The organism is Ideonella oryzae, assembly GCF_024055665.1.
In the GTDB taxonomy this organism is placed as follows: domain Bacteria; phylum Pseudomonadota; class Gammaproteobacteria; order Burkholderiales; family Burkholderiaceae_C; genus Ideonella; species Ideonella oryzae.
Genome location: NZ_JAMXMC010000006.1, coordinates 179,279 through 204,783, shown reverse-complemented (window position 1 = coordinate 204,783; position 25,505 = coordinate 179,279). Strand labels below are relative to the sequence as shown.

Genomic DNA, 25,505 nt, shown 5'->3' with positions numbered 1-25,505 from the left:
ACCATGAGTGAAGCCAAACCTGCCCTGAAGCCTGCCGGCCGCGGCCGCAACCTGGAACTGCCCGAGCACCTCAAGAGCTACAAGGGCGTCTGGGTCTTCATCGAACATGACCGAGGCCAGGTCCACTCCGTGAGCTGGGAGCTGATGGGCGAGGCCCGCAAGCTGGCCGACAAGCTGGGCGTGTCGGTGGCCGGCGTGGTCATGGGCGGCCCCGACGAGAAGCTCGACGACTTCGCCCAGGAAGCCTACACCTACGGCGCCGACAGCTGCTACGTGATGCGCGATCCGGTGCTCAAGGGCTACCGCAACGAGCCCTTCACCAAGGGCATGACCGACCTGGTCAACCAGTACCAGCCCGAGATCCTGCTGCTGGGCGCCACCACCATGGGCCGCGACCTGGCCGGCTCGGTGGCCACCACGCTGGGCACCGGCCTGACGGCCGACTGCACCGAGCTGAACATCGACGGCACCACCCGCGCGCTGGCCGCCACGCGGCCGACCTTCGGCGGCAGCCTGCTGTGCACCATCATGACCCTGGCCTACCGGCCGCAGATGGCCACCATGCGTCCGCGCACCGCGCCCATGCCGCGCCGCGACGACAGCCGCACCGGCAGCATCACCGAGGCCACGCTGGGCATGGTGGAGACCGACATCGTCACCAAGCTGCTGGACTTCATTCCCGACGCCAACCGCAACACGGTCAACCTGCCCTATGCCGACGTGATCGTCTCGGGGGGCAAGGGCCTGAAGAACCCGGACAACTTCAAGCTGGTGTGGGACCTGGCCCGCGTGCTGGGTGCCGAGGTGGGCGCCACCCGCCCGGTGGTGCAGGCCGGCTGGGTGGAGGCCGAGCGCCAGGTCGGTCAGACCGGCAAGACGGTGCGGCCCAAGCTCTACATCGCCGCCGGCATCTCCGGCGCCATCCAGCACCGGGTGGGCATGGAGAGCTCGGACGTGATCGTGGCCATCAACACCGACGCCAACGCGCCCATCTTCGACTTCGCCCATTTCGGCATCGTCGGCAACGCCCTGCAGGTGCTGCCGGCCCTCACCAAGGCCTTCGAGGCCCGCCTGGCCAAGCAGATCCGCAAGGTGGCTTGAACCTCATCCCTCAGGAGAACAGCGATGTCCGCTACCAAAGAGAAGTTTGACGCCATCGTCGTCGGCGCCGGGGCTTCGGGCAATGCCGCCGCCTACACCATGGCCAAGGCCGGCCTGAAGGTGCTGCAGATCGAGCGCGGCGAGTACCCGGGCTCGAAGAACGTGCAGGGGGCCATCCTCTACAGCGATGCGCTGGAGAAGATCATCCCCGACTTCCGCGAGGATGCCCCGCTGGAGCGCCACATCATCGAGCAGCGCATCTGGGTGATGGATGACGACAGCTTCATCGGCACCCACTACCGCAGCGACGACTACAACAAGCCGCCCTACAACCGCTACACCATCATCCGCGCCCAGTTCGACAAGTGGTTCTCGAGCAAGGTGCGCGAGGCCGGTGCCCTGCTGGTCTGCGAGACCACGGTGGACGAGCTGCTGCTGGACAAGGACCGCGTGATCGGCGTGCGCTGCGACCGCCTGGGCGGCGAGGTCTATGCCGACGTGGTGGTGCTGGCCGATGGCGTCAACAGCACGCTGGCGCGCAAGGCGGGCTTCCACCCCGAGCTGCAGGCCAAGAACGTGGCCCTGGCGGTCAAGGAGATCCTCTTCCTGCCCGAGGAAGTCATCCAGCAGCGCTTCAACATCAAGGACGAAGAGGGCGTGGTGATCGAGCTGATGGGCAAGGTCACGGAGGGCATGGTCGGCACCGGCTTCCTCTACACCAACAAGGACTCGCTGACGATCGGCATCGGCTGCCTGCTGTCGGACTTCAAGGCCAACCCGAACCGCACCAGCCCCTACGCCCTGCTGGAGAAGCTCAAGGTCCACCCCAGCATCGCCCCGCTGATCGAAGGCGGCGAGATGAAGGAGTACGCCGCCCACCTGATCCCAGAAGGCGGCTACAACGCGGTGCCCAAGATCTACGGCAACGGCTGGATCATCGTGGGTGACTCGGGCGGCTTCGTCAACGCGGTGCACCGCGAGGGCTCCAACCTGGCCATGACCAGCGGCCGCCTGGCCGGCGAGACCATCGTCGCGCTCAAGCAGGGCAACAAGGCGCCCACCGAGGCCAACCTCAAGCTCTACAAGACCAAGATGGACGAATCCTTCGTGATGAAGGACCTGAAGAAGTACAAGGCGATGCCGGATGTGCTGCACACCACGCCGCAGTTCTTCACCACCTACCCCGAGCTGATCAACCGCGCGGCCAAGACGATGTTCACCGTCGATGGCGTGGACAAGAAGACCAAGGAGCGCGAGATCCTCGGCAGCTTCAAGGGCGCCCGCCGCCTCACCGGCCTGGTGAGCGACGCCTTCAAGTTCTGGCGCGCCTTCCGCTGAGCCCGTCCCCCACACCCCCTGACCGGAGAGCGCCATGAGCACTGCTGCTGTCAACGTCGAGAACAAGCTGTTCCAGAACCGCTACAAGGTCGACCACGGTCGGCCGCACATCCAGATCAAGGCCCCCGAGGTCTGCGCCAACGACTGCCAGTCCCAGGCCTGCACCTACGTCTGCCCGGCCTCCTGCTACAAGACCGAGGGCAACCGCACGGTGACACTGATCACCGATGGCTGCCTGGAATGCGGCAGCTGCCGCGTCATCTGCACCGAGCACAGCAACGTCGCCTGGGAGTACCCGCGCGGCGGCCACGGCATCCTCTTCAAGTTCGGTTGATCCATCCATGCAGGACGTTGAAATCTTCCTCGCGCACGCCATCACGCTGGAGCGCGAGGCGGCCCGCCGCTACGAAGAGCTGGCGGCGGCCATGGGCACCGAAGGCAATGCCGAGCTCCGCCGCTTCTTCACCGAGATGGCCGGTTACTCGCGCAAGCACCTGGCCGAGGCCGTGGCCCGCGGCGGCTTCCGCGAGGTGCCCGAGCTGGCGCCGGGCGACTTCCAGTGGCCCGACGGCGTTTCGCCCGAGGTGGCTGACTGGGTGGGCGTCGACGCCTCGCTCGATGCCCGCGGCGCCCTGAAGCTGGCCCTGGACAGCGAATGCCGCTGCCATGCCTGGTACGCGGCCGTGGCCGCCACCACGCCCGATGCCGAGCTCAAGGCCCTGGCCCAGGAGTTCGCTGCCGAGGAGGGCGAGCACATGGCCGCCCTCGAGAAGCGCCTGCACGCGCTGCCGGCCTGAACACCCCCGACACACGCCGCTCGCTGGCAGCTCAGCTGCCGGGCGGCCGCACGACTGGAAAGGAATTCACCATGCCCCGTCCCACCCGCCATGTCTTCGTGTGCAGCCAGCAGCGTCCGCCGGGCCACCCGCGCGGCAGCTGCGCCGCCAATGGGGCATCGCCCCTGCTGCAGGCCTTCTGGGGCGAGCTGCAGAAGCGCCAGGCCTATGAGCAGGTGGCCATCACCTACTCCGGCTGCCTGGGGCCCTGCGATGGCGGCCCCAATGTGCTGGTCTATCCCGAAGCCGTGCTGTACCAGGGCGTGACACCCGCCGACGTGGGCGAGATCTTCGACAGCCACCTGGAAAAGGGCGAGCCTGTGCAACGCCTGCTGGCCTCCGCGGCGACCTGGTGAGACCGGCATTCATGCGGCTGTTTGACTTGGGTCAACCTTCTGGACGGCCCGCCGTTTTCCTGGGTGTTTCCCCCAGGATGCGGCAGGAATCTTGCAGCTGATGTCTCAGGTCAAGCCCGCAAGGCGCCTTGTGCGCCGACACGATGCATGGACTGGATGCCCGCGCGGTGGCATGCACCGCAAAGGCTCGCTGGGGATAGCAGGAGGTGCACCGTGATCAGTCGCATCGCACAGGAACGCTCCCATCTGGAGCTGAGCACCATTTACGAGGTCTGCCGCATCCTCGGCGACTCGCTGGACATCCAGCGCACCTTCCGGGCCGCGCTCAACACCCTGGCCGCTCAGTTGGGCCTGGCCCGCGCGATGATCGTGCTGGCCGATGCCGACGCGGATGCGGACGGCGACGAGGGTGATCTGATCGTCCACAGTGCCGTCGGCCTGAGCCGCGATCAGATCGAGCGGGGCCATTGGTCGGTGGGTGAGGGCGTGATCGGCCGGGTCTATGAATCGGGTCTGCCGGTCGTCGTGACCAATGTGCAGGACAGCGCCGAGTTCATCGACCGCACCGGTGCCTTCGGCCCGCAGGAGGGCAAGCGGCTGGCCTTCATCGTGATGCCGCTGCGCACCGACCAGATCACGCTGGGCGTGCTGGCGGCGCAGCGCGAGGTGGAGGGCGTGGCCCGCCTTTCGGACGATCAGCGCCTGCTGACGATGGTGGCCACGCTGCTGGCCCAGTCGCTGGCCCTGCACCGCTCGGTGGCCGCCGAGCATGCTCGCCTGCAGCTGGAGACCACCCGGCTGCAGAAGGCGCTGAGCCAGGAGGCGCCGCGCCGGCGCTATTCGCTGGACAACGTGGTGGGCCACAGCAAGACCATGCAGCGCGTGTTCGCCGAGGTGCACCAGGCCGCACCCTCGCGCTCCACCGTGCTGCTGCGGGGTGAATCGGGCACCGGCAAGGAGGAGATCGCCCGCGCGATCCACTACCTCAGCCCGCGCAAGGACGCCCCCTTCATCAAGGTCAACTGCGCGGCCCTGACCGAGTCGCTGCTGGAGTCCGAGCTCTTCGGCCACGAGAAGGGTGCCTTCACCGGCGCGGTGGGCGAGCGCAAGGGCCGCTTCGAGCTGGCCCATGGCGGCACGCTCTTCCTCGACGAGGTGGGCGACATCTCGCAGGGCTTCCAGGCCAAGCTGCTGCGCGTGCTGCAGGAGCGCGAGTTCGAGCGGGTGGGCGGCAGCCGGCCGGTCAAGGTGGACGTGCGCCTGATCTGCGCCACCAACCGCGACCTGGAACGCATGGTGCAGCGTGGCGAGTACCGCGCCGACCTGTACTACCGCATCAACGTGGTCAGCATCTTCCTGCCGCCGCTGCGCGAGCGGCGCGACGACATCCCGCCGCTGGTGGCCCACTTCCTGGACCGCTACAACAAGGAAAACCACCGCCACCTGAAGGTGACGCCCGAGGCCATGCAGGTGCTGTCCAACTGCTACTGGCCCGGCAATGTGCGCGAGCTGCAGAACTGCATCGAGCGCACCGCCACCATGGTGCACGGCGAGGCGATCCGCGATCTGGCCTTTCCCTGCAAGAGCAACCGCTGCCTCACGCAGACGCTGCACCACATGGAGAAGGAAGATGCCGTGGCACCCGCCGCCACCATCACCGTCAACAAGGTCGGCCGCCCGGATGGCAGCAGCATCCCGGTCGATGGTCGGCGCGTGCCTGTCCCTGCGGGGCACGGCGACAGCTTCTTCGATGACGAGGATGACGATGACACGGTGATGCGCATCGGCCCCACCGAGCGCCTGACCGATGCCAGCGTGCTGCCCCCGCGTCAGTTCGGCGCCGAGCCGCCGCAGGGCGAGCGCGAGCGCCTGATCTGGGCCATGGAGCAGTGCGGCTGGGTGCAGGCCAAGGCGGCGCGGCTGCTCAAGGTCACGCCGCGCCAGCTCGGCTATGCGCTGCAGAAGCACCGCATCGAGGTTCGCAAACTCTGACGGCGTCGTGGCTTGATCCAGCACAAGGCGGCCCCCGGGCCGCCTTGTGCATTCCAGGGGCTCCGTGCCTTGTCGCTTTTGTCGCGACCGACACAGCCCGGAGGGCATCCGACAAAAAGGCAAGTCCTTGAATCAGAAGGAGAAATTACCTGGCACAGCTCTCGCAATGGAGGGTTCACCTGCCACCACACGAGGTGCTCCATGTCCGCCAACACCACGTTCGTATCGATCGGTGACCTGAAGAAGGGTCGCCAAGCCGTCAGCGAAGTCGTCGAGACCGGAGGGGGCTGCGGCACCACCGGCGGAGACGGCAAGGCCAGCTGTGGCTCATCGGGTGGGCCCGATGACATGCCCGCCGAGATCTGGGACAAGGTCAAGAACCACCCCTGCTACTCGGAAGAGGCGCACCACCACTACGCCCGCATGCACGTGGCCGTGGCCCCGGCCTGCAACATCCAGTGCAACTACTGCAATCGCAAGTACGACTGCAGCAACGAATCGCGCCCCGGCGTGGTCAGCCAGAAGCTCACGCCCGAGCAGGCCGTCAAGAAGGTGCTGGCCGTGGCCAGCGAGATTCCCCAGATGACGGTGCTGGGCATCGCCGGCCCGGGCGATTCGCTGGCCAACCCGAAGAAGACCTTCGACACCATGCGCATGCTCCATGAGCAGGCGCCCGACATCAAGCTGTGCCTGTCCACCAACGGCCTGGCGCTGCCGGACCAGGTCGACGAGATCTGCCAGTACAACATCGACCACGTCACGATCACCATCAACATGGTCGATCCGGCGGTGGGCGAGAAGATCTACCCCTGGATCTTCTACAACCACAAGCGCTACACCGGCTACGAGGCGGCCAAGATCCTGCACGAGCGCCAGATGCTCGGCCTGGAGATGCTGACCGCCCGCGGCGTGCTCACCAAGATCAACTCGGTGCTGATCCCCGGCATCAACGACGAGCACCTGATCGAGGTGAACCGCGAGGTCAAGAAGCGCGGCGCCTTCCTGCACAACATCATGCCGCTGATCTCGGAAGCCGAGCACGGCACGGTGTTCGGCCTGACCGGCCAGCGCGGCCCGACCGCCCAGGAGCTCAAGGCCGTGCAGGACGCCTGCATGGGCGGCGCCAACCTGATGCGCCACTGCCGCCAGTGCCGCGCCGACGCGGTGGGCCTGCTGGGCGAGGACCGCTCCGAGGAATTCACCCTCGACAAGATCGAGGAGATGGAAGTCGTCTACGACCTGGACAAGCGCAAGGCCTACCAGGACCAGGTCGAGGCCGAGCGGCAGGCCCAGGTCGCGGCCAAGGCCGACGCGCTGGCCGCTGCGGCCAACGACGATGGCGTGGACCCGGACATGAAGGTGCTGGTCGCCGTGGCCACCGAAGGCCATGGCAAGGTGAACCAGCATTTCGGCCACGCCACCGAGTTCCAGATCTTCGAGGTCAGCCAGGCGCAGGCCCTGTTCGTCGGTCACCGCCGGGTGGACCTGTACTGCCAGGGCGGCTACGGCGAGGACGAGCAGCTCCCTTCCATCGTCAAGGCAATCAACGACTGCCATGCGGTGCTGGTGGCCAAGATCGGCGCCTGCCCGCGTGACGAGCTGAGCGCCGCCGGCATCGAGCCGGTGGATGCCTACGCCCACGAGTTCATCGAGAAGGCCGCGCTGTCCTGGTTCACCGACTACCGCCAGCGCATTGCCAGCGGCCAGCTCGTCCACCAACCGCGCGGTGACGCGCAGATCCGGCAGGGTGCCTTCACCGGCACCGCCGAAGCGGCGGCCTGAGCCCTTGGCCCGCGCCACCGCCCTTTCCCCAGCCCCCAGCCAAGGAGTCCCATCATGGCCCTGAAGATCATCGCCTCCACCTGCACCGGCTGCTCCGCCTGCGAGCCCGAGTGCCCCAACGTCGCCATCCGTGAGAAGGGCGGCACCTTCATCATCGACCCGGCCAAGTGCACCGAGTGCGAAGGCCAGTTCGACGCGCCCCAGTGCATCTCGGTCTGCCCGGTGGACGGCTGCATCAAGCCGGCATAACTGGCGCACCCGGTCCCGGGGCGAACCCCGGGACCACCCGCCGGGCGGGTGCGTGGGCCGCTTGGGGCGGCCCGGCGCTGGCCCAAGCGGTCCGCCTTTGACTGTCTTTTGAATGACGAGCTGAACATGATCCTGCCCAACGTCACTGTCACGCCCGCTGCGGCCAAGTTCATCCGCCGCATGGTGCGCTTCTCCGATCACCCCGCCGGCGGCATGCGCCTGCTGGTGACGCCGGGCGGCTGCTCGGGCTACAGCGCCGAGTTCTCGGTGCTGGCCGCGCCGATGGACGGCGACGCCGAGCTGATGGTGGGCGACGTGCGGGTCTTCCTGCCGGCCGAAAGCCGCCTGGTGCTCGACGGCGTCACGATGGACTTCAGCGAAAGCCCGACCCATTCCGGCCTGAGCTTCTTCAACCCGGCGGCGGCGCCCTGCGCCTGCTCCAGCTCGGGCGATGCGGCCAAGCCGGCGCAGGCCACGGTCTCGCTGGACTCGCTCAAGCGCCACTGAGACGCGCCCTTCCTCCCCCGCACGAGGCGTCCACCATGACCATCGCCACCACCGGCACCCTGGGCGTGGACTTTGATGACGCCGTGCTGGGCCAGGGCCTGCCCCCGTTGGCCGAAGCCGCCCTGCGCGAAGCCGGCGAGCACCGCGGCGACGCGCCGCGCGCCATGGGCGCCCTGATGCGGGCCCAGGCCCTGGCGCCGGAACACCCCGCGGTGCTGATCGCGCTGTACCGTCACCACTTCTACGGCCACCGCCTCAGCCCCGCCCGCGACGTGGCCCGCCGGGCCCTGGTGGCTGGTGCTGCCGCCCTGGGTCTGCCCACCTGCTGGCGGGATGTGCCGCGCCTGCCGCTGGTGGGCGCACGCGATGAGCCGGTGACCCGCTTCTACCTCTTCACCCTCAAGGGCTACGCCTACCTGAGCCTGCGCCTGGGCGACGACACCGAGGCGCGCGATGCCCTGGCCCTGCTGCGCCACCTGGACCCGGACGACCGGGTGGGCGGCGCCCTGGTGGAAGCGGTGCGCCAGCGCGCGCTGGTGGGGGACGATCCGGACGAGGACGCTCCCAGTGTTCCGCCGGCCTTCGGTGCCGCGGCCTGGGCCCGGCTGGCCCCCCGGCCTCCGGGGGCACACCCTTCGGCACCGGCCTGAAGCGACGCCGCCATGAACGCCGCCGCCCTGCACCCTGTCCACCGTGCCCCCGCGGGTGACATCCCCCTGCGGGACTGGCAGGGCCAGCCGGTCGATTGCGGCCGCTGCCCGCACCGGGCGCTGCGCGACGAGGGCGGCTGCGAGCCCGGCCACAGCTGCATGCAGGACGCCTACGCCCGCCGCATCGACCGCTTCTTCCGCGCCCACCGCGACCTGGCCGGCCAGCACCTGGACCACCCGTACTTCGAGGTCCGGGCCATCGCCGCGCGCTATGTCGACATCTTTCAGCTCGGCCCGCTGCGCCAGGACCCGGACGAGACGGTGCGCCTGCAGGTGGCCCTGCGCGTGCCGCAGCGCCTGCTCTCGCCCATGTGCGACGACCCGCACCGCGAGGTCCGCATCCGCGTGGCCCAGCGCATCGACACGCCCGAGCTCAGCCGCCTGATCCAGGACGCCGACTACGAGGTCCGCACCGTGGTGGCCCGCCGCCTGCCGCTGGCCCTGCTGCCGCTGCTGGCCAGCGACGACGACGAGCAGGTGCGCCGTGTGGTGGCCGAGCGGCTGGAGATGCCCGCGCTGTGGCGCCTGGCCGGTGATGCCTCGGACCGCGTGCGCCGCACGGTGGCCGAGCGGGCGCCGCTGCCCCTGCTGTCGGCCTTCCTGGCCGACCCGGACTGGGCGGTGCGCTGGACCGTGGCTCACCGCGCCGACGCCCGCCAGCAGCGCGACTGGCTGTTGCGCCTGGCCGAAGACGCCGACCCCGAGGTGCGCGCCCAGGCGCAGGAGCGCCTGGCCGAGCCCACCCCCTTGTCCCAGCCTGCAGGAGAGCCCCATGGCGGACATCGCCCGTGACGACGACACCATCGAGATCGCCCTGCCGCCCCGCTTCGAGATGGGCGAGCGGGTGCTCAGCCGCACCGTCATCCGCAACGACGGCACCTACACCGGCAAGGACATCGGCGAGGTGCTGGTGAACAAGGGCGACATCGGCTACGTGCGCTCGATCGGCACCTTCCTGCAGCAGTTCTACATCTACGCGGTGGAGTTCACCGGCTCGGGCCACCAGGTGGGCATGCGGGCCAAGGAGCTCTGCACCCTGGACCACCTGCCCGAGGAGGTGCTGGCGCAGCTGGGCGAGAAGGCCCGGCAGTTGGCCGACCTCCGCTGACCGTCCTCCCACCCTCGTTCACAGGAGTCTCACCATGATGGAACCCGCCCAACCCAAGTACGACTGGGGCCAACGCGTGCGCGCGGTGATCGACCTGGTCAACGACGGCAGCTTCCCCGAGGCCGCCGAAGGCGAGTTGCTGGTGCCCGCCGGGGGCATCGGCGAGATCGTCAACGTCGGCATGCACGCCGAGGCCAATGTACCGGTCTACCTGGTCGAGTTCGGCCCGCGCCGGGTGCTGGGCGTGCTGGAGGACGAGATCGAGCTGGACGTGCCCGGCGCCCCGCGCAGCGCCCCGGCCCCGGCGGACGAGGTGGCGTGATGGCCAGCGCCTCCTGCTCCGGCCGCCCGCCGGGCTCACCCGACGAGCCCCCGCGGCCCGCCGACAGCGGCAGCCTGGTCGCTGGCCAGGTCTTCGTGCTGGACCGGGTGCGCATCGAGGTCGCCCTGGAGCAGCGCAGCCGCTACAAGTACGTCCACCCCCGCGTGCTGCGCGAGGGCCTGGGCTGGAAGGTGGTCAGCCCCAACTGCTCACGCAACATTGACCGCGATGGCGGCGAGATCGACATCGCCTGGCTGGTGCCCACGCAGACGCCCGACAGCGGCGTGCCCGGCGCCTGGCTGCTGCATGCGCGTGACCACGTCCACGGCTGCTGGGTGCTCAAACGTCGCGCGCCCACCCTGGCCGCCGCGCTGGACACCCTGCTGCGCGACGAAGCGCGCGACTACTGGGTCTGAGGCCGGAGAGGGCACGCCATGATCGACCTGGACCACAACGCCACCACCCGTCCGCTGCCGGCCGTGGTGCAGGCCCTGGTGCGGGCCATGGAGAGCGGCTGGGCCAATCCCTCCTCGATGCACGCCGCCGGCCAGGACGCCCGCCGGGCGCAGGCCGAGGCCCGGGCCCGCGTGGCGGCCCTGCTGGGCTGCCAGCCGGCCGAGCTGGTGTTCACCAGCGGCGCCACCGAGGCCAACCACCAGGCGGTGCTGGGGGCGCTGGCCCGTGGCCGTGCGCTGGGCCGCACCCGCCTGCTGCTGTCGGCCGTGGAGCACGCGGGCCTGCTGGGCCTGGCCGAGCGCCTGCGGCGCGAGGGCACGCCGGTCGACCTGATCCCGGTGGATGGCCAGGGCCGGCTGGACCTGGACGCCGCCGCCCGGCTGATCGGGCCGGACGTGGCCCTGCTCAGCGTGATGGCGGCCAACAACGAGACCGGCGTCTGCCATCCGCTGGCCGAGCTCTCGGCCCTGGCCCGGGCGCACGAGGTGCCCTTCCATGTGGATGCGACCCAGGCGGTGGGCAAGTCCACGCTGCGCTTCGAGTCCAGCGGCGCCGACCTCTGGTCCTGCGCGGCCCACAAGCTGCACGGCCCGCAGGGCGTGGGGGCCCTGGTCGTGCGCAAGGGCCTGGCCTGGCCGGCGCTGATAGAGGGCAAGCAGGAGCGCAAGCGCCGTGGCGGCACCGAGAACGGGCCGGGCATCGCCGGCTTTGCCGCGGCGGCGGACGCGATTTCCACCACCTTGAACGAGGACCTGAGCCGCATGAGCGCCCTGCGCCAGACGCTGGAACAGGGCCTGCTGGCCCTGCACCCCGCCGTCGTGCTGCTGGGGCAGGGCGCGCCGCGCATCGCCAACACCGTCTGCGTGCGCTTTGGCGAACGCGATGCCGAGCAGGTGCTGGGCAAGCTGGAACGCGTCGGCGTGCGGGCCAGCAGCGGCGCGGCCTGTGGCGCCGGCAGCACCCAGCCTTCGCATGTGATGCTGGCCATGGGCCTCACGCCGGTGCAGGCCAAGGCCGAGGTCCGCTTCTCGCTGGGGCGCGACACCACGGCCGATGACATCGCCCAGGCCTTGGCGGCGGTGCGCGAGAGCGTGCTGCCGCTGCTGCGCGAGGACCACCCGATCACCCCTGCATTGGCCACGCCGGCCTGACCGAATCTTTTGACCCATCCCCAGGAGTTCCCATGAAAGTCATGATCCGCCGAAGCGCCGCTGGCATCCTGTCCGCCTACGTGGCCAAGAAGGACCTGGAGGAGCCCATCGTCTCGCACGAGAAGCCCGATCTCTGGGGCGGCACCGTGACCCTGGCCAACGACTGGGTGCTGGCCCTGCCGGAGATGCCCGAGGGCACCAGCCTGCCGATCACCGTCGAGGCCCGCCGCCTCTCCGGCGACTGAAGGGGCCCGCCATGAACGCCACCGCCGACGTGAGCCCCCGCGCCGCCTCGCTGTCCGAGGCCATTGCCCTGGCCGACAGCGCCAACACCGTGCGCGAGGCCGCCCTGCTGCTGCGCGAGCGCTTCGCCCCGCTGCGGGTGATCGTGGTCGATGCCTTCGACATGCGCGGCGAGACGCCGGCCGCCGTGGGCCAGCGCCGCCTGCTGTGGGGCGCCGTCAGCGACGGCCACTGCTGGCAGGTCAGCACGGAGCTGTCGGCGCTGTCCGGCTTCTATCTGGCCGACAAGGCCTGAACCCCTCTCCACGAAAGCCGCCGCCATGAACAGCCCCGCCACCCTGGACCCCGAAGCCCACGTCACCCCGGTGCCCGGCGGCAATGCCGAGGGCAGCGACCCCTTCGCCGCCATCGGCGCGGACGGTCTGGTGGCCGACGAGCGGCCCGAGAGCGACGACCTGCTGGGGGACGACTGGATCGTGCTGTCCGATCCCGACCTGTCCGAGCTGGAGCTCAAGCTGGTGGAGACGGCCATGTCCGGCTCGCGCCTGACGGCCGGCCCCATGGTCGAGCGCTTCGAGCAGAGCTTCGCCCGCTGGCTGGGCCGGGCCCACGCGGTGTCGGTGGCCAGCGGCACCCTGGGCACCTGGCTGGCGCTGCGGGCCCTGGGCATCGGCCCGGGCGACGAGGTCATCGCCTCGCCCCACGGCTGGCACCAGGTGGCGCAGGCGGTGAGCCTGGCCGGTGCCACGCTGGTGTTCTCCGACATCCACTACTGGACCGGTTGCCTGGACCCGGTGCGGGCCGAGGCCCGCATCACGCCGCGCACCAAGGCCATCCTGGCCGGCAATGTCAACGGCCACCCGGCGGCCTGGGGCCCGCTGCGCGCGCTGGCCGACCGCCACGGCATCGCCCTGATCGAGGACTCCACCGAGGCCCTGGGCTCGCGCTACCAGGGCCGCAAGGTCGGCAGCTTCGGCGACCTGGCCGTGTTCGACTTCTCCCAGCCCAGCGCGCTGGCCTGTGGCGACGGCGCCATGGTCGTCACCGACGACGAACGCCTGGCCATCGAGCTGCGCTACCTGCGTCAGCGCTCCATCAAGGACCGCAACTCGCTGTCGGTGGGGGCGCGGGTGCCGCTGCAGGCCGGCATCAGCGAGCTGACCGCCGCGATGGGCGTGGGCCAGCTGGCCCGCATCGACGAGCTGCTGGCGCACCGCAAGGTCGTCGAGGCCCTCTACCGCGACCTGATGAACAGCTTCGAGGGCATCAAGCCGCCCTACATCGCCGACGACGTGGACGAGGTGCACTGGATGGTCTGGCAGGTGCACCTGGGCACCCGCTTCACCGCCAGTGCGCGCAAGCAGATCGTCGACGACCTGAACCGCGAGCACATCGAGGCGGCGCCCTTCTGCAAGCCGCTGCACCAGCAGTTCTTCTACCAGCAGCAAGGCTGGAAGCGGGGGGATCTGCCGCTGGCCGAGCGCATCGGCGACCGCGCCCTGGCCCTGCCGTTCCACGCCCTGCTCGACGAGGACGCGGTGCGCTTCATCGTCGGCGCCCTCAAGGACATCGCCACCAACATCGGTGCCGGCGTGCCCATCTACTGACCTGTTGCCTTCACGGGAGACGCCCATGACCTTCACCACCCTGGACCACCTGCCCGACGACGTCGCTGCCGGCCTGCGCACAGGATCACTCTCGCCCTATCTGGGCCCCGGCATGCTGGGCCTGTGTGCCGAGCTGCCGGTGCCGGGCGACCCGCTGGCCCTGGCGACGGTGCTGACCACCCGCAACAGCGTGCCCGGCAAGATCAAGAACCGCCTGACCCAGGCCGCGCAGTTCATCGAGAACTTCAAGCACCGCAAGACCCTGGTCAGCGGCATGGACCTGGCCTATGCCGCGCTGCCGGCGCCCAGCCCGCTGCACCGCTGGGTCGCCAGCCTGAAGACACCGCTGATCGTCGACGCCTGGTACGACGACACGATGCGCGGCGCGCTGAGCGGCCGCAGCGACTGGGCCGAGGTGCAGGGCCTGTCGCAGAGCGAGCACTTCGGCACCTGGTTCGGTTGGTACGGCGCCGATGGCCAGCCGCTGACCGAGGAGCCGGTGGACGTGACCACCGTGTTCTACAAGCCCTGGGGCGGCCACCTGCCGGCCAGCAACTACCTGGTGTCCGACTCGGACCACGTCGAGGTGCTGACCGAGATCGACATCCAGACGCCCATCCCGCCGGTGGTGCAGGCCCGCCGCGCCAGCCTGGGCTTCGTCTTCCTGGGCTGCCGCTTCAACGACCAGCTGCCGCGCACCTTCGCCCGCCAGATCATGAAGCGCTCCGGCGGCCCGCACTACGCGGTGCTGCCCGATGCGCCCACCCGCATGGAGGCCCGCTTCCTCGAGGAGCAGGGCGTCACCCGCATCGCGCTGCCGCTGGCCGAGGTGGCCGCGCAGCTCACCCGGGGCGTGGCCGTCGCGGCCTGAGCCCACTTTCACCCTGACCTCAAGAGGAGAAGACCATGACCACCCTGACCATCCTGCCTTCCGGTGCCACCGTGGACGTGAGCGAAGGTGCCAATCTGCTGCAGACCCTGCTGGCCGCCGGCGAGAAGCTGGTGAGCAAGTGCGGCGGCAAGGCCAGTTGCGGCGCCTGCCATGTGTTCATCAAGGAAGGACGCAAGGGCGTTTCCAAGATGACCTCCGAAGAGAACGCCAAGCTCGACACCCTGGTGGGCGTGGGCAGCAAGTCGCGCCTGGCCTGCCAGGTCAGCATCCTCGGCACCGAGCCGGTGACCGTGGAGCTGCTGGGCGCGCTCTCGGGCTTCTGACCCAGGCTTCTGTCCCCATCCACCCGGTCCGCAGGAGGCCCCATGGACAAGATGCTGGACGTGGCCATCGTCGGTGGCGGCGTGTGTGGGCTGGCGCTGGCGCACAGCCTGCAGGCCCGCCGCCTGGACTGGGCGCTGTTCGAGGGGCGCGAGCGCCTGGGCGGCCGGGTGCTGACCGCCACCGGCGCCCAGGGCCAGCCCCTGGACCTGGGGCCCACCTGGTACTGGCCCGACCACCAGCCCTCGATGGCGCGGCTGGTGGCCGACCTGGGCCTGGAGACGGTGGCCCAGGCCGACGACGGCCAGGTGCTGCTGCTGGACCAGGCCACCGAGCCCCCGGCCACGGTGGCCGTGGCCAGCGCCACCGCGCAGGACGGGGACGCCACCCTGCCGGCCCCGCCCGGGCAGGGCAGCCTGCACGGCGGCGCGCGTCGCCTGGCCGGCGGCATGGGGGCCCTGGTGGCGGCCCTGGCCCGGCCCTTGCCGCTGACCCGGTTGCACCTGGGCCAGACCCTGCTGGCCGTGACCGACGCGGGCGACCACGTGCGCCTGTCCCTGCGCCTGGGCGGGCAGGAACACACGGTGCGGGCCCGCCGCGTCGTGCTGGCCCTGCCGCCGCGCGTGGCCCAGGCCGGCTTGCGCTTCGAGCCAGCCCTGCCCGCCGCGGTGGACGAGGCCCTGCAGGCCCAGCCCACCTGGATGGCCACCGCCGCCAAGGCGGCCGTGGCCTACCCCGATGCCTTCTGGCGGGCCGAGGGCCACAGCGGCAACGCCTGGGTCACCCATGCCCAGGCGGTGCTGGCCGAGGTCTTCGACGCCAGCGGGCCGGCCGGCGCCGCGCTGGCCGGTTTCAGCGCGCTGCCGGCCGCGCAGCGCCCGGCCTTCGCCCGCAGCATGCCGCTGCTGGTGGAAAGCCAGATGGCCATGCTCTTCGGCGAGGCCGCGCGCGATGGCGACCTGCACTGGCAGGACTGGGCCGAGGAGCCCTTCACCTGCAGCCCGCTGGACCACGCCAGCGAGGGCCAGGCCGCCCACCCCGGACCGGGCGCCGCCACCGACACGCTGCAACTGCCGCAGTGGGACGGCCGGCTGCTGTTCGGCGGGGCCGAGACGGCCCAGCGCGGCACCGGCTACCTGGAAGGCGCGCTGGGCGCGGCGGCCCGGCTGCGCCACCTGCTGCAGCAACCGCTGCAAGCGGCCCGCCCGCCCGAGGCCGCCAACGACGCCCAACTGCGCCTGTTCGGCGACTGGGTGGCCGAGCAGCGCGGCCAGGCGGTGCAGCGCTACCGCCAGCGCCTGCACCAGGCCCTGTCGCGCCAACAGGACGCCCAGCTCACCCAGCGCGCGCTGGTGGAGGCGCTGGAGTCGCTCTACGCCGACGCCCTGCAGCGCCTGGACACCCTGCCGCTGCGGGCCGATGCGCCCGCGGACGCCGGCCGGGCGGCCCTGACCCCGCAGGTGCTGGCCCCCTTTCAGGGCCTGGCCGATGCGCTGCTGGTCGAGGCGGTGCACTTCAACAGCAGCTCCTGCGCGCTGTCGAACTTCCCCTTCGAGCACCAGCCCTCGCGCGAGTACCTGGCCACCATCCGGCGCGACCTGGCGGCCGTCTGGCAGGCCTTCGCCCTGGCCGCCAACGACCGCCTGCTGCGCAAGGCGGACGCCGCCACGGGGGCCGCATGAAGCTCGCCCTGGAACGGGCCCAGGTCCAGGCCCTGGCCCAGGCCTTTCCGCGCCTGTCGGGCCTGCAGGACCAGCTGCGCTACACCCACCGGCTGGAGCTGCCCTGGCAGCAGCTGCACCTGGCCGAACTGGACTTCCTGGGCAACCTCTACGAGGTCGAGGGGGCCGTGGGCCGCCACCGCCAGCTGGCCGGCCTGCTGGCCGCGCTGCGCGACGATGGCCCGCGTTTCGGCGAGGAAGACGAGCTGGAGCAACTGCTGCCGGCCCTGGCGCGCTACCTCATCCAGGACGCCCGGCGCGGCTGGCTGTTCGCCACCGCGCCCAACGGACGGGCGGCGGCCTGGGTGGTCACGCGGCTGGACTATGTCTCGGGCTCCAACGAGGAAATGGGCAAGGTGCTCATCGAACTCAAGGCGCTGCTGCGTGCCGGCATTGTCAGCACCACGGTGCGCATCGTCGAGGCCGATCTGCCCGGCCATACGGTGGCCGAGATCCTGGCGGCCAAGGGCCTGCTGAAGGAGACGCCGGCCCTGCTGGCGGCCTACGATGCCATGGCCGAGCGCTACATCGACTGGCGTGGCCGCTACGGCGCGCAGTTCTGCGGCCAGGGCATCGGCTTCGTGGCCGAGGACCCCAGCGCCACCCACCGCGACACCGACTGGACCCGCAAGGACCAGGTGGTGCTCTCGGCCTCGGGCCAGCCCGCGCGCCTGGTCAACGACGAGGGCATCCTGCCGCCCCGCAGCGCCACGCTGGACAGCACCGGCGACATCCTGGGGCCCTATCTGCGCAAGGCCGCCAAGAGCAACCGCTACGCCGCCGAGGACGAGGTGCAGGCCGAGCGGGCCGCCCAGCCCGAGGGCCTGTTCACCCAGCTGCCGGTGCAGGGCTTTCTGTTCCTGTTCCACCTGGAACTGCACCAGCACCTGTGGGTGCATGTGGACGACCTGAGCCTCTACGTCTACCAGCCCGAGCTGAAGACCCGGCTGGTGCTGCCGCCCGAGCAGACCGACCTGATCGACATCCTGACCGCCGAGATGGACGTGCTGATGGACGACATCGTGGCTGGCAAGAGCGGCGGCACCACGGTGCTGTGCGCCGGCCCACCCGGCGTGGGCAAGACCCTGACCGCCGAGGTCTACGCTGAGATCATCGGCCGGCCGCTCTACCGCGTGCACTCGGGCCAGCTGGGCCTGAACGTGGCGACCATGGAGACCGCGCTGAAGGAGGCCCTCACGCGCGCCCAGCGCTGGGGCGCGGTGATGCTGATCGACGAGGCCGACGTCTACATCAAGCGGCGCGACGACAACCTGGCGATGAATGCCGTGGTCGGCGTCTTCCTGCGGGTTCTGGAGTACTTCAACGGCCTGCTGTTCCTGACCACCAACCGCATCGACGACATCGACGAGGCCATCGTCAGCCGCTGCATCGCGCTGATCCGCTACCAGGCGCCCGACGAGGCGGCGCGGGCCCGCATCTGGCGCGTGATGGCCGGCCAGTTCGGCCTGGCGCTGGACGCCGCGCAGATCGACTGGCTGGCCCGCCACTATGCCCAGGCCAGCGGACGTGACATCAAGGGCCTGGCCAAGCTGGTGACCACCTACTGCCACCACAAGCAGGTGGCGCCCTCGCGCGAGCTGTTCGAACGCTGCGCGGTCTTCCGCGGCTTCGAGCCGGGGGGCTGAGCCCCTCGGGGCCTGGTGGGGGGCGCCCGCGCGTGCGCCTGTCCTCTAAAATTGCCGCCTCTTCGCGCTGGCTGGGACTGTGTCCCCGCGGGCGCGTTCTTCGCCATTCGCCCGCATCCCGCCAGCGGCCCATGGTTCACGGCAACGCGAGGGAAGCTCCAACATGGGTGCGCAATGGAAGGCAAAACACAAGGACCTGGCTGCCAACGCCAAGGGCCGGCTGTTCGGCAAACTCGCCAAGGACATCATGATCGCGGCGCGCAACGGCGCCGATCCGGCGGCCAACGCCCGGCTGCGCCTGGTGGTGGAGCAGGCCCGCAAGGTCTCCATGCCCAAGGACACGTTGGAGCGCGCGATCAAGAAGGGCGCCGGGCTGACCGGCGAGGCGGTGCACTTCGAGCACGCTGTCTACGAGGGCTTCGCCCCGCACCGTGTGCCGGTGATGGTGGAGTGTCTGACCGACAACGTGAACCGGGCCGCCTCCGACATGCGGGTGCTGTTCCGCAAGGGCCAGCTGGGCACCTCCGGCTCCGTGTCCTGGGATTTTGACCACCTGGGCATGATCGAGGCCGAGCCCGCCAGTCCGGGCGCCGACCCGGAGATGGCGGCCATCGAGGCCGGGGCCCAGGACCTGGAGCCCGGCGACGATGGCGCCACCCTGTTCCTGACCGATCCGGCCGACCTGGATCTGGTCAGCCGAGCTCTGCCGGCGCAGGGGTTCACGGTGCTGTCCGCCAAACTGGGCTACAAGCCCAAGAACCCCGTCGACCCGGCCAGCCTGAGCGCCGAGCAGCTGGAGGAGGTGGAAGCCTTCCTGGCGGCCCTCGACGACAACGAAGACGTGCAAAACGTGTACGTCGGCCTGCAGGGCTGAGCCCGCCACTTTCCCCTTTTTGACCTCACCACGCACCGCCTCATGACCGACGCCACGCCCACCACCGACCGCCCCGAGCTGCCCGACCACCTGTCCACCGACGCCAAGAGCCCCTTCTTCAACGCCCAGGTGTTCGAGCACGACATCGGCATCCGCTTCAACGGCAACGAGCGCCGCGACGTGGCCGAGTACTGCGTCAGCGAGGGCTGGATCAAGGTGCCCGTGGGCAACAAGGTCGACCGCAAGGGCCAGCCGCTGCTCATCAAGCTCAAGGGCGAGGTCCAGGCCTACTACCTCTGAAACCTCGCGCTTTTCTTGGGCCACAGGGTGGCCGGGCCTGTCTACACTCGGTGCACCTCAGGCTCTGCACCCATGTCCGAGAAGACCGTACCCCTCGCCGGGTCATTGGCATCGGCCTTTGCACCGGCCCTGGCTCCCGCGTTTGACCTGCTGCTCGATGCCGTCTGCATGGTGGACGAGCAGGGGCGGTTCGTGCACGTCAGCGCTGCCGGTTTGCAGATCTTTGGCTACACGCCGCAGGAGTTGATCGGCCGCCGCATGATCGACCTGGTGCTGCCCGAGGACCGGGAGCGCACCCTGCAGGCGGCCCAGCGGGTGATGGCCGGCCAGGCCCACCTCAATTTCGAGAACCGCTACCTGCGCAAGGACGGTCAGGTGGTGCACCTGCTGTGGTCGGCCCGCTGGCTGCCCGAGGCCGGCTTGCGGGTGGCGGTGGCGCGCGACATCACCGAGCGCAAGCGGGCCGAGCAGATCCAGGCCGCCACCTATGCCATTTCCGAGGCGGTGCACCGCGTGCAGGACCTGGGCATGCTGTGCCAGGAGGTTCACCAGAGCATCGCCGCCCTGATGCAGGGCCACAACCTGGCCGTGGCCCTGCACGACGAGGCGGGCCGGCCGCTGTCCTTTCCCTACTGGGCCGACCGGCGCGGGCCCGTCAGCCCGGAGCGTTGGGCCAACCTGAGCGCTTTCTGCCACGAGGTGATCCAGCGAGGCGAGGTGCGCATGGTGCGCCGCGGCGTGGACCCCGAGGCCGACGCCTGGGTCGATCCCGAGCTGCAGTGCCGCGTCGGCGTGCCGCTGTCCACACCCAGCGGCGTCATCGGCGCCCTGGTGCTCAAGAGCTACGGCGACGAAGCCGGCTGCAGCGAACAGGACCTGGCGCTGCTGCAGTACATCTGCACCCAGCTGGCCACCGCCATCGAGCGCCTGCAGCTCTATGGCCGCTTGCGTCACCTGTCCCACCACGATGCGCTGACCGGCCTGCCCAACCGGGCCCTGCTGCGGGACCGGCTGAGCCTGGCCATGGCCCGGGCCCGGCGCGGCGAGAGCTTTCTCTCGGTGCTCTACCTGGATCTGGACCGCTTCAAGGAAGTCAACGACACCCATGGCCACCTGGTGGGCGACCACCTGCTGCAGGCCTTCGCCGACCGGCTCAAGGCCCAGCTGCGGGCCAGCGACACGGTGGCCCGGGTGGGCGGCGATGAGTTCGTCGTGCTGCTGGAGTCCCCCAAGGGGCTGGCCGGCAACCGGGCCGCGGCGGACAAGATCCGCCAGGCCTTTGCACCGCCCTTCGAGGTGGATGGCCGGGTGCTGGCCATCCAGCCCAGCCTGGGGCTGGCGGACTTTCCCGCCGACGGCGAGGAAGAGGGTCAGCTGCTGAGCGCCGCCGACCAGGCGATGTACTCGGCCAAGGGCGCACGGCCCTGAGCCGAGGCCGTCTTCAGGGCTGACTGCCGGCCAGGCCGAACTGCCAGAGCAGGAAGGCCATCAGGTCGGCCTGCTTGGTGTAGGCCTGCTGGGCCGTGCTGCCGATGCCGTGGCCGGCCTGCTCGTCCAGGCGCAGCAGCACCGGCTTGCCACTGCTCGTGCTGACCTGCAGCTTGGCGGCCGTCTTGGCGCTCTCCCAGGTGTCCACCCGCGGGTCGTTCATGCCGTGGATCAGCAGCACCGCCGGGTAGGCCACGCCCTTCTCGATGTGCTGGTAGGTGCTCATCGCCAGCAGGGACTTGAAGTCCTCCGGGTCCTGCACCGTGCCGAACTCGGAGATGTTGGTCACGCCATTGGCGGAGTTCTCCGAGCGCACCGTGTCCAGGCTGCCCACGTCGAAGATGGCGGCGGCGAACAGGTCGGGTGCCTCGGTCACCGCGCGGCCCACGAAGATGCCGCCCGCGCTGGTGCCCCAGATGCCCAGGCGCTTCGGGTGGGTGTAACCCTGGGCAACCAGGTACTTCGCCGCGGCGATGCCGTCCTTCCAGGTGTTGGGCTTGGTGGCCTTGAAGCCGGCGCGGTGCCAGGGGTCGCCGAAGGCGCCGCTGCCACGCACATTCGCAATGGCGATCACGCCGCCGCGCTCGAACCAGGCGAAGTTGCGCGGCAGGAAGTGGGCCTCCTCGCTCAGGCCGTAGGCGCCGTAGCCGATCAGCAGCGTCGGGGCCTGGCCGTCCTTCTTCAGGTCCTTTCGGTGCAGGATGGCCAGCGGCACCATCACCCCGTCGTGGCTGGGGACCATGACCTCCTCGGCCACGATCTCCGGCACGCTGGCCGGCGCCTGCTGGTTGCGCAGGCCGGTGTCACGGGTGCCGCCGTGGGCATCCACCTGCAGCAGGCGCTGCGGCGCCGTCCAGGACGAGGTGCCCACCAGCGTGTCGCCGCCCAGGTGGGCCGGGTTGCCGTTGATCAGCGTGCTGCCGGGCACGGCCGGAGCGATGTCGTGCCGGCCCTGGGCGTCGTAGCGCACCGCGCGCAGCGTGAAGCTGCTGCGCTCTTCGGTCAGCACCGCGTCCTTCTCCAGCTCGAAGCCCTCGAGCACACCGGTGGCGGGCTCGGGCACCAGGGTGCGGGCCTGGGCCTGGGCCTGGTTGTCCAGCGGGACGGCCAGCAACTTGCCGCGCGGCGCGCCCTGGTAGGTGCGCACCACCAGCTCGTTGCCGCGCAGGGCGATGTCGGTGATCTTGTCTTCCGGCCCGGCGATGCGCTGCCAGTCGATGGCCGGGGCCGACAGCGCGGCCAGCGGCGCCGCGAACAGCTTGCCCTCGGGCGATGTGGTGTCGGTGGTGCGGGCCACCATGTAGCCGCTGTCGGGGCTGAAGATCACCTGCGCCACGTCCAGCCGGTCCAGCTTCAGGTCGCGGTTGACGGTCGGGCCGAACAGCGGCCGCGCCTGGGCCGCCTTCTGGCCCACCGTCTGCAGGAAGACCGTGCTGTCCAGGTAGGTCTCGGTGTCCGGCGTGCCGGGTGGCAGCTCGCGCAGCTGGTTGTAGGCAAAGCGCTGGTTGTCCGGCATCCAGCTCACGCCTTCCTCCACCACGCGCGGGATGGGCTCGCCCACGGTGTGTCCGGTGGTGGTGTCCAGCACGTAGAGCGTGGCGTTCTCCGAGCCGCCCACCGAGATGCCGTAGGCCACGTAGCGGCCGTCCCAGGACGGCATGAAGTAGTTGATGGCGTGGGGCGTGCCGCCGGCCGCCCGGGCCAGGGCCTGCGGGTCCACCAGCACCTGTTCGGCGCCACCCAGGCCGCTGCGCAGCACCAGCTTGAACTGGTTCTCGCCCGCCTTGCGCTGCAGGTAGTAGTAGCGCTCACCGGGCATGCGCAGCACCGGGCCCACCGCGTCGCCGGTGGTCCGGGCCAGCTGCTCGATGCGCTGCAGCAGCGGCTGGCGCACCGGGATGGCGTCCAGCGTCTGGCTGGCGTAGGCCGCCTGGGCCCGCATCCACGCCAGGGTCTCGGGCGAACGGGTCTCGAGGTTGCGGTAGGGGTCCACCAGCGTCACGCCGTGCAGGGTCTCGGTCACAGGCTGGCTGGGGGCGGGCGGCGGGGTCTGGGCCCAGGTGGGGGCGATCAGGCCACAGGCCACGGCGCCGGCCGCGATCAGCGGGCGCAGCGCAAAGGTCTTCAGAGGCATGGGAGTTGTCCGCAAGCGGAGTGGCAACTGGGAAGCGACCGATGTTACGACCGGCCGCTTGCCCAGCCGCGCTTCAGTGCCGGCCCACCGGGGTGGCCATGCGCACCGCCCAGGCCGCGGTGGACGCCGCGGTGGCCAGGCCCACCACCGCCAGCCAGCCACCGTGCGCCAGGGCCTGGCTGCCCAGGGCCGAGCCGGCGGCCATGCCGATGAACATGGCAGTCAGCAGCACCGCATTCAGGCGGCTGCGGGCGGCCGGCTCCAGGCTGTAGATCAACGTCTGGTGGGCCACCAGCGTGGCCTGCACGCCGAAATCGAAGCCGATGGTGGCCAGCACCAGCAGCGGCAGCCAGGCCGGGGCGGGCAGCCACAGTTCCAGCGCCATGGCGGCAAAGGACAGGGCGGTCAGGCCGGTGCCCAGGCGGGTCACCCAGCCGGGGCTGCGGCGGTCGGCCAGGCGGCCGGCCAGCGGCGCGGCCAGGGCGCCTGCGGCACCGGCCAGACCAAAGGCGCCGGCCGTGGCGCTGCCCATCTGGTAGCGCTGGAACAGCATGACCGCCAGCGTGGACCAGAAGGCGCTGAAGCCCACCGACAGCAGGCCCTGGGCCCAGGCCGCGCGGCGCAGGGCCGGGTGGCGCTGCCACAGCTGGGTCAGCGAGCGCATCAGCGCGCCATAGCCCAGCGTGGTGGTGGGCGCCAGGTGGGGCAGGCCACGCCAGCTGGCCACGCCGATGGCGGCCACGCCCACCGCCGCCAGGCCGTAGACGGCGCGCCAGCCGAACTGCTGGGCCACCAGGCCGCTGGCCACCCGCGACAGCAGGATGCCCAGCAGCAGGCCGGTCATCACCGTGCCGACGATGCGGCCGCGGTGCGCCTCGGGCGCCAGGCTGGCGGCGGCCGGCACGATGTCCTGCGCCATGGTGGCCATCACGCCCACCACCAGGCTGGCGGCCAGCAGCATGCCCACGCCCGGGGCCAGGCCGCAGGCCAGCAGGGCCAGGGCCAGGCCGGCGGCCTTCAACGTGATCAGGCTGCGGCGGTCGTGGCGGTCGCCCAGCGGGGCCAGCAGCAGGATGCCCAGCGCATAACCCAGCTGGGTCAGCGTGGGCACCAGGCCCATGGTGCCGGTGCTGGCGTGCAGGCTCTCGCCCAGGCGGCCCAGCAGCGGCTGGCTGTAGTAGATGGAGGCGACGGCCAGACCGGTGCCGGTGGCCATCAGCAGCACCAGCGAGGTGGGCAGGGGCGGGTGCTCGGGGCGGGGGGCCGCCGAGGCCAGGGGGGAGGTGGTGGAGGACATGGGGTGTTCCGGGCAGGAGGTGGGGGGCGGGCGTCGCACGGGGCGGCGCGATGGGTTGAATTCTCACCATGCATGAAAAATGCGGTAGTGGGCTGAATTGCAGATTTGCTATACGCTGAGCGTATGAAACAAGCCCCCGCCGGTGCCGACCGCCTGGACCTGCTGCAGACCTTCGTGCGCATCGTCGAGGCGGGCAGCCTCTCGGCCGCGGCCCAGCAGCTGGGCACCACCCAGCCCACCGTCAGCCGGCGGCTGCAGCAGCTCGAGCGCCAGCTGGGCCTGCGCCTGCTGCAGCGCTCCACCCACGCGATGAAGCTCACCGGCGATGGCGAGCGCTGCTTCGAGCATGCCAAGGGCCTGCTCGAACGCTGGGACGCCATCGAAGCCGACCTGCGCGGCGTGCAGGACGCGCCGCGCGGCCACCTGCGGGTGCTGGTGCCCTCGGTCTTCGGCCAGCAGCAGCTGGTGCCGCCGCTGGTGGGCTTTCTGCAGCAGCACCCGGCCGTCACGGTGGAATGGCTGCTGCACGATCGCCTGCCGGACTTCATCGCCGAGGGCATCGACTGCGCGGTGCGCATCGGCCAGGTGGAGGACCCGGGCCTGGTGGCCATCCGCCTGGCCGAGCTGCCGCGCATCGTGGTGGCCGCGCCGGGGTTGTGGGGCGAGGGCCCGCTGCCGCAGACGCCCGCCGAGCTCGCCCGCCTGCCCTGGCTGGCCCTGAACACCTTCTACCGCGACGAGGTGGCGCTGATGCACGCCGGGCGGGGCCAGGCGGTGCGCTTCGCGATCCGCCCGCGCCTGTCCACCGACCACCTCTACGCCCTGTGCAATGCCGTGCGCGGCGGGCTGGGGGCGGGCATCGCCTCCACCTGGGCGGTGGCCGACGACCTGGCCGCCGGCCGCCTGGTGCAGCTGGCGCCGGACTGGACGGCGCCGGCCCTGCCCATCTCGCTGGTGCATCCGCCCGGGCGCTTTCCGCCGGCGCGGCTGCGGGCCTTCATCGCGCTGATGCGCGACTACCTGCCCCAGGTGCCCGGCGTGCGCCCGCCCAGCCGGCCGCCGCTGTCGGTCTGA

28 protein-coding genes are annotated in these 25,505 nt (G+C 70.7%); 26 read left to right on the top strand and 2 right to left on the bottom strand.

Features of this window, described 5'->3' with window-relative positions:
* Positions 1 to 3: 3 nt before the first annotated feature.
* The 25 genes from M0L44_RS11765 to M0L44_RS11640 all read left to right on the top strand — a co-directional run bounded on the left by M0L44_RS11765 (position 4) and on the right by M0L44_RS11640 (position 20,940).
* Entirely contained in the window at positions 4 to 1,101 is a 1,098-nt protein-coding gene (locus tag M0L44_RS11765; protein ID WP_252769896.1) for an electron transfer flavoprotein subunit alpha/FixB family protein, read from the top strand.
* Between the two features lie 24 nt (positions 1,102 to 1,125).
* A complete protein-coding gene (locus tag M0L44_RS11760) occupies positions 1,126 to 2,439 on the top strand; it encodes an FAD-dependent oxidoreductase (RefSeq protein ID WP_252769895.1) in 1,314 nt (437 codons plus the stop codon).
* A 34-nt stretch (positions 2,440 to 2,473) separates the two neighbouring features.
* A complete protein-coding gene (locus M0L44_RS11755; RefSeq protein ID WP_022981353.1) occupies positions 2,474 to 2,773 on the top strand; it encodes a ferredoxin family protein in 300 nt (99 codons plus the stop codon).
* 7 nt (positions 2,774 to 2,780) lie between these two features.
* On the top strand, positions 2,781 to 3,236 hold the full coding sequence (locus M0L44_RS11750; protein ID WP_151123826.1) for a ferritin-like domain-containing protein: 456 nt from the start codon (positions 2,781 to 2,783) through the stop codon (positions 3,234 to 3,236).
* Between the two features lie 71 nt (positions 3,237 to 3,307).
* Positions 3,308 to 3,631 (top strand): (2Fe-2S) ferredoxin domain-containing protein, encoded by a 324-nt coding sequence (locus tag M0L44_RS11745; protein WP_252769894.1) that lies wholly within the window; start codon positions 3,308 to 3,310, stop codon positions 3,629 to 3,631.
* Positions 3,632 to 3,844: 213 nt separating this feature from the next.
* Positions 3,845 to 5,623 (top strand): nif-specific transcriptional activator NifA, encoded by a 1,779-nt coding sequence (nifA, locus tag M0L44_RS11740; RefSeq protein WP_252769893.1) that lies wholly within the window; start codon positions 3,845 to 3,847, stop codon positions 5,621 to 5,623.
* A 201-nt stretch (positions 5,624 to 5,824) separates the two neighbouring features.
* Positions 5,825 to 7,405: a nitrogenase cofactor biosynthesis protein NifB gene (gene nifB / locus M0L44_RS11735; protein ID WP_252769892.1), complete on the top strand. Its 1,581-nt coding sequence runs from the start codon at positions 5,825 to 5,827 to the stop codon at positions 7,403 to 7,405.
* 54 nt (positions 7,406 to 7,459) lie between these two features.
* On the top strand, positions 7,460 to 7,654 hold the full coding sequence (locus M0L44_RS11730) for a 4Fe-4S binding protein (RefSeq protein WP_252769891.1): 195 nt from the start codon (positions 7,460 to 7,462) through the stop codon (positions 7,652 to 7,654).
* 126 nt (positions 7,655 to 7,780) lie between these two features.
* Positions 7,781 to 8,161 (top strand): HesB/IscA family protein, encoded by a 381-nt coding sequence (locus tag M0L44_RS11725; RefSeq protein WP_252769890.1) that lies wholly within the window; start codon positions 7,781 to 7,783, stop codon positions 8,159 to 8,161.
* Positions 8,162 to 8,196: 35 nt separating this feature from the next.
* A complete protein-coding gene (locus M0L44_RS11720; RefSeq protein WP_252769889.1) occupies positions 8,197 to 8,811 on the top strand; it encodes a hypothetical protein in 615 nt (204 codons plus the stop codon).
* A gap of 12 nt (positions 8,812 to 8,823) precedes the next feature.
* On the top strand, positions 8,824 to 9,663 hold the full coding sequence (locus tag M0L44_RS11715; RefSeq protein WP_252769888.1) for a 4Fe4S-binding leucine-rich repeat protein: 840 nt from the start codon (positions 8,824 to 8,826) through the stop codon (positions 9,661 to 9,663).
* Positions 9,644 to 9,979 (top strand): nitrogen fixation protein NifZ, encoded by a 336-nt coding sequence (locus tag M0L44_RS11710; RefSeq protein ID WP_252769887.1) that lies wholly within the window; start codon positions 9,644 to 9,646, stop codon positions 9,977 to 9,979. Before M0L44_RS11715 ends, M0L44_RS11710 begins: the two co-directional genes overlap by 20 nt.
* Before the next feature lie 34 nt (positions 9,980 to 10,013).
* Positions 10,014 to 10,301 (top strand): nitrogen fixation protein NifZ, encoded by a 288-nt coding sequence (locus tag M0L44_RS11705; RefSeq protein ID WP_252769886.1) that lies wholly within the window; start codon positions 10,014 to 10,016, stop codon positions 10,299 to 10,301.
* Positions 10,301 to 10,717: a DUF3024 domain-containing protein gene (locus M0L44_RS11700; RefSeq protein WP_252769885.1), complete on the top strand. Its 417-nt coding sequence runs from the start codon at positions 10,301 to 10,303 to the stop codon at positions 10,715 to 10,717. The genes M0L44_RS11705 and M0L44_RS11700 overlap by 1 nt, the downstream gene beginning before the upstream one ends.
* Before the next feature lie 18 nt (positions 10,718 to 10,735).
* Entirely contained in the window at positions 10,736 to 11,908 is a 1,173-nt protein-coding gene (locus M0L44_RS11695) for a cysteine desulfurase family protein (RefSeq protein ID WP_252769884.1), read from the top strand.
* Between the two features lie 32 nt (positions 11,909 to 11,940).
* Positions 11,941 to 12,153: a putative nitrogen fixation protein NifT gene (gene nifT / locus M0L44_RS11690; RefSeq protein WP_026096808.1), complete on the top strand. Its 213-nt coding sequence runs from the start codon at positions 11,941 to 11,943 to the stop codon at positions 12,151 to 12,153.
* A gap of 11 nt (positions 12,154 to 12,164) precedes the next feature.
* Positions 12,165 to 12,446 carry a hypothetical protein gene (locus M0L44_RS11685; protein WP_252769883.1) on the top strand — a complete coding sequence of 94 codons (282 nt, stop codon included), beginning with the start codon at positions 12,165 to 12,167 and terminating at the stop codon, positions 12,444 to 12,446.
* 163 nt (positions 12,447 to 12,609) lie between these two features.
* On the top strand, positions 12,610 to 13,758 hold the full coding sequence (locus tag M0L44_RS11680) for a DegT/DnrJ/EryC1/StrS family aminotransferase (RefSeq protein WP_252770043.1): 1,149 nt from the start codon (positions 12,610 to 12,612) through the stop codon (positions 13,756 to 13,758).
* 25 nt (positions 13,759 to 13,783) lie between these two features.
* Entirely contained in the window at positions 13,784 to 14,629 is an 846-nt protein-coding gene (locus M0L44_RS11675) for an SIR2 family NAD-dependent protein deacylase (RefSeq protein WP_252769882.1), read from the top strand.
* Between the two features lie 35 nt (positions 14,630 to 14,664).
* The gene (locus tag M0L44_RS11670) at positions 14,665 to 14,973 is read left to right on the top strand and encodes a 2Fe-2S iron-sulfur cluster-binding protein (RefSeq protein ID WP_252769881.1); all 309 of its coding nucleotides are present in this window, start codon (positions 14,665 to 14,667) and stop codon (positions 14,971 to 14,973) included.
* Positions 14,974 to 15,015: 42 nt separating this feature from the next.
* Positions 15,016 to 16,653 carry a flavin monoamine oxidase family protein gene (locus tag M0L44_RS11665; protein ID WP_252769880.1) on the top strand — a complete coding sequence of 546 codons (1,638 nt, stop codon included), beginning with the start codon at positions 15,016 to 15,018 and terminating at the stop codon, positions 16,651 to 16,653.
* Positions 16,650 to 18,338, top strand: a complete 1,689-nt coding sequence (locus tag M0L44_RS11655; RefSeq protein ID WP_290429051.1) for an AAA family ATPase — start codon at positions 16,650 to 16,652, stop codon at positions 18,336 to 18,338. Before M0L44_RS11665 ends, M0L44_RS11655 begins: the two co-directional genes overlap by 4 nt.
* 163 nt (positions 18,339 to 18,501) lie before the next feature.
* On the top strand, positions 18,502 to 19,212 hold the full coding sequence (locus M0L44_RS11650; RefSeq protein ID WP_252769879.1) for a YebC/PmpR family DNA-binding transcriptional regulator: 711 nt from the start codon (positions 18,502 to 18,504) through the stop codon (positions 19,210 to 19,212).
* A gap of 42 nt (positions 19,213 to 19,254) precedes the next feature.
* A complete protein-coding gene (locus M0L44_RS11645) occupies positions 19,255 to 19,512 on the top strand; it encodes a DUF3297 family protein (protein WP_252769878.1) in 258 nt (85 codons plus the stop codon).
* 72 nt (positions 19,513 to 19,584) lie between these two features.
* Entirely contained in the window at positions 19,585 to 20,940 is a 1,356-nt protein-coding gene (locus tag M0L44_RS11640; protein ID WP_252769877.1) for a GGDEF domain-containing protein, read from the top strand.
* A 13-nt stretch (positions 20,941 to 20,953) separates the two neighbouring features.
* Here the strand turns inward: M0L44_RS11640 and M0L44_RS11635 are convergent, their stop codons facing one another.
* Positions 20,954 to 23,134, bottom strand: coding sequence for a prolyl oligopeptidase family serine peptidase (locus M0L44_RS11635; protein ID WP_252769876.1), 2,181 nt, complete (start codon positions 23,132 to 23,134; stop codon positions 20,954 to 20,956).
* 73 nt (positions 23,135 to 23,207) lie between these two features.
* Positions 23,208 to 24,431: an MFS transporter gene (locus tag M0L44_RS11630; protein ID WP_252769875.1), complete on the bottom strand. Its 1,224-nt coding sequence runs from the start codon at positions 24,429 to 24,431 to the stop codon at positions 23,208 to 23,210.
* 123 nt (positions 24,432 to 24,554) lie between these two features.
* Here M0L44_RS11630 and M0L44_RS11625 point away from each other — a divergent pair, with 123 nt between their 5' ends.
* Complete coding sequence (locus tag M0L44_RS11625) at positions 24,555 to 25,505, top strand: LysR family transcriptional regulator (RefSeq protein ID WP_252769874.1); 951 nt, start codon at positions 24,555 to 24,557, stop codon at positions 25,503 to 25,505.

Coding starts and splice junctions, on each gene's coding strand:
- M0L44_RS11725 (WP_252769890.1), top strand. CDS start 7,781: ATGATCCTGCCCAACGTCACTGTCACGCCCGCTGCGGCCAAGTTCATC.
- M0L44_RS11685 (WP_252769883.1), top strand. CDS start 12,165: ATGAACGCCACCGCCGACGTGAGCCCCCGCGCCGCCTCGCTGTCCGAG.
- M0L44_RS11710 (WP_252769887.1), top strand. CDS start 9,644: ATGGCGGACATCGCCCGTGACGACGACACCATCGAGATCGCCCTGCCG.
- M0L44_RS11625 (WP_252769874.1), top strand. CDS start 24,555: ATGAAACAAGCCCCCGCCGGTGCCGACCGCCTGGACCTGCTGCAGACC.
- M0L44_RS11745 (WP_252769894.1), top strand. CDS start 3,308: ATGCCCCGTCCCACCCGCCATGTCTTCGTGTGCAGCCAGCAGCGTCCG.
- M0L44_RS11730 (WP_252769891.1), top strand. CDS start 7,460: ATGGCCCTGAAGATCATCGCCTCCACCTGCACCGGCTGCTCCGCCTGC.
- M0L44_RS11700 (WP_252769885.1), top strand. CDS start 10,301: ATGGCCAGCGCCTCCTGCTCCGGCCGCCCGCCGGGCTCACCCGACGAG.
- M0L44_RS11645 (WP_252769878.1), top strand. CDS start 19,255: ATGACCGACGCCACGCCCACCACCGACCGCCCCGAGCTGCCCGACCAC.
- M0L44_RS11630 (WP_252769875.1), bottom strand. CDS start 24,431: ATGTCCTCCACCACCTCCCCCCTGGCCTCGGCGGCCCCCCGCCCCGAG.
- M0L44_RS11715 (WP_252769888.1), top strand. CDS start 8,824: ATGAACGCCGCCGCCCTGCACCCTGTCCACCGTGCCCCCGCGGGTGAC.
- nifB (WP_252769892.1), top strand. CDS start 5,825: ATGTCCGCCAACACCACGTTCGTATCGATCGGTGACCTGAAGAAGGGT.
- M0L44_RS11755 (WP_022981353.1), top strand. CDS start 2,474: ATGAGCACTGCTGCTGTCAACGTCGAGAACAAGCTGTTCCAGAACCGC.
- M0L44_RS11760 (WP_252769895.1), top strand. CDS start 1,126: ATGTCCGCTACCAAAGAGAAGTTTGACGCCATCGTCGTCGGCGCCGGG.
- M0L44_RS11750 (WP_151123826.1), top strand. CDS start 2,781: ATGCAGGACGTTGAAATCTTCCTCGCGCACGCCATCACGCTGGAGCGC.
- nifT (WP_026096808.1), top strand. CDS start 11,941: ATGAAAGTCATGATCCGCCGAAGCGCCGCTGGCATCCTGTCCGCCTAC.
- M0L44_RS11670 (WP_252769881.1), top strand. CDS start 14,665: ATGACCACCCTGACCATCCTGCCTTCCGGTGCCACCGTGGACGTGAGC.
- M0L44_RS11765 (WP_252769896.1), top strand. CDS start 4: ATGAGTGAAGCCAAACCTGCCCTGAAGCCTGCCGGCCGCGGCCGCAAC.
- M0L44_RS11655 (WP_290429051.1), top strand. CDS start 16,650: ATGAAGCTCGCCCTGGAACGGGCCCAGGTCCAGGCCCTGGCCCAGGCC.
- M0L44_RS11635 (WP_252769876.1), bottom strand. CDS start 23,134: ATGCCTCTGAAGACCTTTGCGCTGCGCCCGCTGATCGCGGCCGGCGCC.
- M0L44_RS11720 (WP_252769889.1), top strand. CDS start 8,197: ATGACCATCGCCACCACCGGCACCCTGGGCGTGGACTTTGATGACGCC.
- M0L44_RS11640 (WP_252769877.1), top strand. CDS start 19,585: ATGTCCGAGAAGACCGTACCCCTCGCCGGGTCATTGGCATCGGCCTTT.
- M0L44_RS11705 (WP_252769886.1), top strand. CDS start 10,014: ATGATGGAACCCGCCCAACCCAAGTACGACTGGGGCCAACGCGTGCGC.
- M0L44_RS11675 (WP_252769882.1), top strand. CDS start 13,784: ATGACCTTCACCACCCTGGACCACCTGCCCGACGACGTCGCTGCCGGC.
- M0L44_RS11695 (WP_252769884.1), top strand. CDS start 10,736: ATGATCGACCTGGACCACAACGCCACCACCCGTCCGCTGCCGGCCGTG.
- M0L44_RS11665 (WP_252769880.1), top strand. CDS start 15,016: ATGGACAAGATGCTGGACGTGGCCATCGTCGGTGGCGGCGTGTGTGGG.
- M0L44_RS11650 (WP_252769879.1), top strand. CDS start 18,502: ATGGGTGCGCAATGGAAGGCAAAACACAAGGACCTGGCTGCCAACGCC.